This window comes from Pseudomonas sp. NPDC087614 (genome assembly GCF_044743485.1).
GTDB lineage: Bacteria > Pseudomonadota > Gammaproteobacteria > Pseudomonadales > Pseudomonadaceae > Aquipseudomonas > Aquipseudomonas baetica_A.
Window position 1 is genome coordinate 1 of the sequence record NZ_JBIUWN010000143.1, and the last position, 5,021, is coordinate 5,021.

The following is a 5,021-nucleotide window of genomic DNA, read 5'->3' on the forward strand; positions in this document are numbered from 1 at the left end:
CTCAAAACTGGGGTATCTGCCGCCGACCGTTTACGAGCGGGCGATGGCATCGAAACCACCTATCGAGGTGTCCGGAATTAGTTGACCACCACATGCATTGGGCTGACCAGAACGCACTCCTCGACTCCTTGGCCACATGACGCGGCCATTCATGAGCCGAACCGGCAAGCTGGCAGAAAAAACTCCAGCCCCAATCTGGCGCGTCTGAGCAAATCTCGATTGCTTCCTCAAAACTGTCGATGTAATACTTCATAGCAGCTTGCGCGGATGCGAGTGACTTGCCATATAGGGATAGATGCAACTGCGGCAAGACATTATCGATCACGAAGTCGCTGCAGTTTTCCACTCGGTAGGTATCCTGCCTGACTCTTGTAATGCCAGCCCAGACCAACGCCTGGCTGTCCGGCGTATCCGTTGATGGTAAAGGCTATGAAAACGTAGCCAGTTTCACGGAAAATTCATGTTAAGGTCGACGTTCTAGATGAGCTTAAGTTTTGCATGGAAACTGGATGGATATGCGTGTGTTCCAAGGAGGTAAGCAAAAATGAAAGAACAGACCAGCGTCTACCATTTGGAGGCATTTGGAGGGTTAGACCTGCTCCAAGCTCGGTATTACAAACAGAATTTTTCTCGACATGCCCATGAGACTTTTTGTATTGGTGTTATTGAGGAAGGGGCGCAGCGTTTCTATCGTACGGGGGGGGATCACGTTGCACCTAAAGGAGACATCATTCTAGTAAATGCGGATGATGTTCATACCGGATCGTCCGGAATGGACAGCGGTTGGTCATATAGAGCTATTTATCCTCACCCCAATCTGTTGTGTTCATTATCACGTGACTTTAGCAAGCCAGAGGGGAGCATTCCATGGTTTCCCGATGCTGTCATTCATGACCCAGGATTAGCCACGCAGCTTCTGATGGTCTTCAACTTACTGACTCAAGAAGGCAATGGACTACTTAAGGAAACACTTCTACTTTCTTCGCTTGCTTGGCTTACCATGCGACATGGGAAAACCAAAACGATAGGAAATGATTTCCAGCATGCCGAAACCAACATGGTCATGCTAAAAGATTTTATGGACAGCTACCCAGAGCGTGATGTTTCTTTGATGCAACTGGCGGATATGGCTAAATTGAGTCCTTGGCATTTTTTGAGGCAATTCAAAAAAACTGTTGGGATAACACCTCATGCGTATTTGGTTCAGGCTCGCCTTAGAAAATCGAAAAATCTATTGCTGCAAGGGATATCTATTTCAAATGTCGCGACGCTTTGTGGCTTTTCCGATCAAAGCCATTTCCATCGTCATTTTAAGAATGCGATGGGCTTTACTCCTGGGGAATATGCGCATTCTGCACGTAAATCATAGGGTTTTACTTTCTATTTTCCTAGATGCTACAGCGAAAAATAGTGATCTTCCACGTGCTTAATGAGCCCATCTCCAGATAGTATCCACCAAAGGTGGATACCATTTTTCGCATTGGGATCTAATCGCTGAGAGCTAGTACTAGCATCGTATCGCTAGGAGGGCGAAAATTTCATGAAAGGCCTGGTCAAAAAACCGTAACTCTAAATGAGCAGTATCTCCCGTAAGCCTTCTAGTTTAGGCGGTACTCTAAATGGTCTACATCTACCTTTGTTGATGCACTGATCATCTCAAACACATAATTCAGGCAATTATGTAGGCCCCAGATATCGATATAGTCATATTTATCTTCTCGAAGTAGCTTTTGTGCACTTGCCTCCCTCAATGCAGCATAGTCAAACCACTGGCGTACACTGCCGTATCGGTGATGCCAGTCATGGCATACTAATGATCCTTGAACCACAAGCATTCTAACGGGCAGATGATAAAAAAGGTGGGCAACAATCCATGTAAACCACTGAGGAACTTTAGCTATCGTAAAGCTCGATGGGCAAGGAGTTCCACAAAAACGGCCGTGGCAATTTTTTATGCGGCTATCACGTACGGTTTCGTCTTTTCCTCTCAATAACCATACATGCTCAGTAAGTAGATGAAGCAAAGAAGCTGCTTGATAGACAAAAACCAGTGGTACGACAACCAGCAGGCAGAAAACCCCCACCCCATAGAACCACGCTATACTCGCCAAAATGCCGATCCACAGTGTCGACATTGCAAAACGATACAGTGGTACGCCAATCAGGTTTGATTTTATACGGCCGTACAGGAAAGACAGATGAAAAAAAGGGCTAAACAATTTAACAAACAAGTTTAAATACAGAGCTGACTTAGATTTTCCCGGCACAAAACCTAGCTTATAGATTGCCGCAAGATCCTTATCTTCAATAGTGGAGAATTTCTTTCCATGATGCTCATATACATGAAATTGCCGGTAAGATGCATAGGGCTGCACAACGAATAACGTCGATAATATTTCACAAATTATCTTATTCAAAATCTGAGATTTATAAAGATGCCCATGAACGCCATGATGAATAATTGTCGCTACTACATATCTTGCGCCAGAAGCGGAAAGCAGCGCTCCCACGATATAGATCAATGCATCCCAATGGTTATTGGATAAGCCTGGCAATGACAGTATTATCAATAATGAGCCACCCACCACCCAGCTCAGTGCCCAGCAGATCATTTCTGTCGAGTTTGAGCGCCAAAGCGTTTTTCTTCCGGCCATTTCCCTCCCTGTCAACCAAGTCCATATTCCCTGAAAAGGTAATACACTATAAGTGTTACGTATACCCGCTGACTCTTCGTAATCGCTTATGACGCCTTTCATTACCACTCCAGTTAAAGGATATAACACAGCACATAGAATAAGATTAGACTGCAAATAACCGAGAGAACCATGTTGCGCACATAAATAGCCATGACGACGCTTATAATGCTTCCTAATAAATAGGGGTTGCCAGCTACTGAGCGCAATACTCCATGCTCTAAAAAAATAATGGGGCCGCAAATGGCTGTTAGCAAACATGGCGCTGAGTATTCGAGAGCCTCGCTCAAAATTCTTGGGATTTTTAACGGAACTCCTGGCTCAAGGAAAACATACCGATTAAAAAAAACCACTGCTGCCAAGGTCAGTAGTAACAACCAAGTCATACGTTTCTCCTATTTACTCTGGCGACCAGCACTGAAATAAACATCCCGGAGATGCCAGCAATAACAATGGCGCCCTCTACATTAAGCCAAGACAACATCATGGACATAAAGAGTGAATAAACCACTCCAAACAGTACGCTGGATTTTTTTATCATCGGGACGACAATGGTGATGAAGGTGGCTACAATTGAAAAATCCAAATGATACTCGTCTAAATTAGGCACTGACGAGGCCATCAAAATACCTAAAAAGCTGAATAAGTTCCAAGACAAGTAAAATGTTAGTCCGGCGCCTATTAAATAACCGGGCGTAAGCGGTTTTTTCTCTTTGTTTGCACTGCTAAGTGCAAACAATTCGTCGGTAAGGAGAAAGCCAATAGAGATGCGATGGCGCGCACTCATTTCAGCAACATGCTCGCGCAACGTTAGACCATATAGAAAGTGTTGTGCAGTTATAAAGAAAACCGACACAGCTACTGTAAAAAAACTTGCCCCTGACATGACTAGACTAAGACTAACTAGCTGGGCTGCGCCAGCAAAAACGATGGCGGACATGCCTATACTTTGCCCTATCGTTAAACCTGACTGCACTGCCATGGATCCCGCTAAAATACCCCATGGAAGAACAGAAAGGCACAGCGGCAGCATATTCAATACACCCGTAAAAAACCCATGCCAGTTGCTAGGATGATGCTTGCTTAATGTGTTTGATTCATCGGTGGCGAGCTGTTCCATTAATGTTCATCACAGGCTTATTGGTGGTGATGAATAATAGTGATTCGCTATCTGGGAGGTATTGCATGAAATTGCTAGGAAACAGGAGGTTTTATCAACAAGTAATGCGCTGGCATTTACTTCTGACGTGTTGCGGCGCCTTGTCCTCAGTGAGACGCCAAAGGGCGTGTCGTATTCCGGGGCGGGAAACTATGTCAGGAGACATTGGATAAAATTGCTGTTTAGTCGGTTGCGGTAGGAATGGTAGTTACCTGCCTACCCGCACAGATCCGTACGCACGAATCTACCGCATACGCTTACGGCTCCTGCCTCGGGTACGTGATGCGTAACTATCCTTGGGATGGGGATGTGCATTTCTGGGACTTGGAATATCCAGGCCTGCAAGACATCCAAAGCTGACCATTGAGGCCGATTACGCTGGCTGCGTCGTTCGAGAGCTTGTTCCCATAAACGCACCGCCAACCGAAAACCACCATGACGTATCAGATTTCCCGGCACCGCATGGCAATTGAAATACCCACGGACGACTACATGCAGGCCTATGGACATGCCCTGGGCGCGACCAGCACGGCGGACTCGCCCTGGTTCATCGTGCCGGCCGACAACAAGCACAACGCGCGACTGATCGTGTCGAAGATCGTGCTCAATGCATTGGAAGGTCTGAAGTTAAGTTACCCGGCGGTCAATGCGGCGAGGCGGCAGGAGCTGAAAACGATTCGAAAACAGCTTGAGAAGTGAGCAAGTGCACAGGATGGGGATTGGGGGGCATTTTTGGCTGGTAGCGGATCGCTTGACTGACAACCACCTAGAAAAACGCCGACCGACAGAGCACAAAGCAAGGTTAGGAGGCGTTTCACAGGCGACGGGCGACGACTACCAACTACCGTACGGAATGCCGTACTTGTCGATGTAACGCTTGGCCTTTTCACTCACTGGATAAGCGTATTGACCGCCGTTCTTACCCTGCTCCGGCCCTAACGGCTCCAATTCTGCTTGGGCGCGGGCAACTTTAACTGGGCGTCGACATAAATCCCTCACCCAAACCTGTACGACTCCACCTGGTGAAAGTCCCAAATAGACCGATGCCATAAACCGCGCAGTTTTTTCCGATGTTTCCGGCGTTTTTCAAGGTTGTTGTCGCGTCGCCGTCTAACTATGCCGCTCTTTTCTCGGTCTGCTGCTGCCGATCCGGGTTCAACATCACAGTG

5 protein-coding genes and 1 pseudogene are annotated in these 5,021 nt (G+C 46.7%); 2 read left to right on the forward strand and 4 right to left on the reverse strand.

Features of this window, described 5'->3' with window-relative positions; all coding sequences use genetic code 11:
* Nucleotides 1–544 precede the first annotated feature (544 nt).
* Nucleotides 545–1,369, forward strand: coding sequence for an AraC family transcriptional regulator (locus tag ACIOWA_RS27265; RefSeq protein WP_401162851.1), 825 nt, complete (start codon nt 545–547; stop codon nt 1,367–1,369).
* A gap of 229 nt (nt 1,370–1,598) precedes the next feature.
* Here the strand turns inward: ACIOWA_RS27265 and ACIOWA_RS27270 are convergent, their stop codons facing one another.
* The 3 genes from ACIOWA_RS27270 to ACIOWA_RS27280 are packed head-to-tail and all read right to left on the reverse strand — an operon-like array spanning nt 1,599 to nt 3,813.
* On the reverse strand, nt 1,599–2,756 hold the full coding sequence (locus tag ACIOWA_RS27270) for a fatty acid desaturase (protein WP_401162852.1): 1,158 nt from the start codon (nt 2,754–2,756) through the stop codon (nt 1,599–1,601).
* Nucleotides 2,757–2,767: 11 nt separating this feature from the next.
* Nucleotides 2,768–3,079: an AzlD domain-containing protein gene (locus tag ACIOWA_RS27275; RefSeq protein WP_401162853.1), complete on the reverse strand. Its 312-nt coding sequence runs from the start codon at nt 3,077–3,079 to the stop codon at nt 2,768–2,770.
* Nucleotides 3,076–3,813 carry an AzlC family ABC transporter permease gene (locus tag ACIOWA_RS27280; RefSeq protein WP_401162854.1) on the reverse strand — a complete coding sequence of 246 codons (738 nt, stop codon included), beginning with the start codon at nt 3,811–3,813 and terminating at the stop codon, nt 3,076–3,078. The genes ACIOWA_RS27275 and ACIOWA_RS27280 overlap by 4 nt, the downstream gene beginning before the upstream one ends.
* A 474-nt stretch (nt 3,814–4,287) precedes the next feature.
* Between ACIOWA_RS27280 and ACIOWA_RS27285 the strand changes: the two genes are divergently transcribed.
* Nucleotides 4,288–4,551, forward strand: a complete 264-nt coding sequence (locus ACIOWA_RS27285; protein WP_401162856.1) for a hypothetical protein — start codon at nt 4,288–4,290, stop codon at nt 4,549–4,551.
* A gap of 135 nt (nt 4,552–4,686) precedes the next feature.
* On the opposite strand, the pseudogene ACIOWA_RS27290 reads toward ACIOWA_RS27285, so the two are convergent.
* Nucleotides 4,687–4,938: pseudogene (locus ACIOWA_RS27290) on the reverse strand (DUF2931 family protein); the annotation flags it as partial.
* Nucleotides 4,939–5,021 lie beyond the last annotated feature (83 nt).

What these genes read in the sequence shown, in the direction of transcription:
- ACIOWA_RS27275 (WP_401162853.1), bottom strand. Translation starts at nt 3,079, where the DNA reads ATGACTTGGTTGTTACTACTGACCTTGGCAGCAGTGGTTTTTTTTAAT.
- ACIOWA_RS27285 (WP_401162856.1), top strand. Translation starts at nt 4,288, where the DNA reads ATGACGTATCAGATTTCCCGGCACCGCATGGCAATTGAAATACCCACG.
- ACIOWA_RS27270 (WP_401162852.1), bottom strand. Translation starts at nt 2,756, where the DNA reads ATGAAAGGCGTCATAAGCGATTACGAAGAGTCAGCGGGTATACGTAAC.
- ACIOWA_RS27280 (WP_401162854.1), bottom strand. Translation starts at nt 3,813, where the DNA reads ATGGAACAGCTCGCCACCGATGAATCAAACACATTAAGCAAGCATCAT.
- ACIOWA_RS27265 (WP_401162851.1), top strand. Translation starts at nt 545, where the DNA reads ATGAAAGAACAGACCAGCGTCTACCATTTGGAGGCATTTGGAGGGTTA.